The organism is Streptomyces endophyticus, from assembly GCF_035798155.1.
GTDB lineage: Bacteria > Actinomycetota > Actinomycetes > Streptomycetales > Streptomycetaceae > Streptomyces > Streptomyces endophyticus.
Window position 1 is genome coordinate 1 of the sequence record NZ_JAOZYC010000079.1, and the last position, 596, is coordinate 596.

1 protein-coding gene is annotated in these 596 nt (G+C 61.9%); it reads right to left on the reverse strand.

All coding sequences use genetic code 11. The features are described 5' to 3' along the window. On the reverse strand, positions 1–596 hold a 596-nt coding region (locus OKJ99_RS10125), incomplete at both ends, for a cbb3-type cytochrome c oxidase subunit I (RefSeq protein WP_326015538.1).

The window sequence follows — 596 nt, forward strand, 5'->3', positions numbered from 1 at the left end:
CGGCCGTAGCCCCACGGGTCGTCGACCTCGACCTTCTTGCCGTACTTGGCGGTCTTCCACACGTTGTAGAAGAACGGCAGGATCGACAGGCCCAGCAGGAACGAGGAGATCGTCGAGATCGTGTTCAGCGCGGTGAAGCCGTCGGCCGCGAGGTAGTCCGCGTAACGACGCGGCATGCCCTCCACGCCCAGCCAGTGCTGCACCAGGAACGTGCCGTGGAAGCCGATGAACAGCGTCCAGAAGGTGATCTTGCCGAGACGCTCGTCGAGCATCTTGCCGGTCATCTTCGGCCACCAGAAGTGGAAGCCGGCGAACATCGCGAAGACCACGGTGCCGAACACCACGTAGTGGAAGTGCGCCACCACGAAGTACGAGTCCGAGACGTGGAAGTCCAGCGGCGGGGCCGCCAGGATGACGCCGGTCAGACCACCGAAGGTGAAGGTGATCAGGAAGCCGATCGTCCAGAGCATCGGTGTCTCGAAGGACAGCGAGCCCTTCCACATCGTTCCGATCCAGTTGAAGAACTTCACGCCTGTTGGCACGGCGATGAGGAACGTCATGAAGGAGAAGAACGGTAGCAACACACCGCCGGTGAC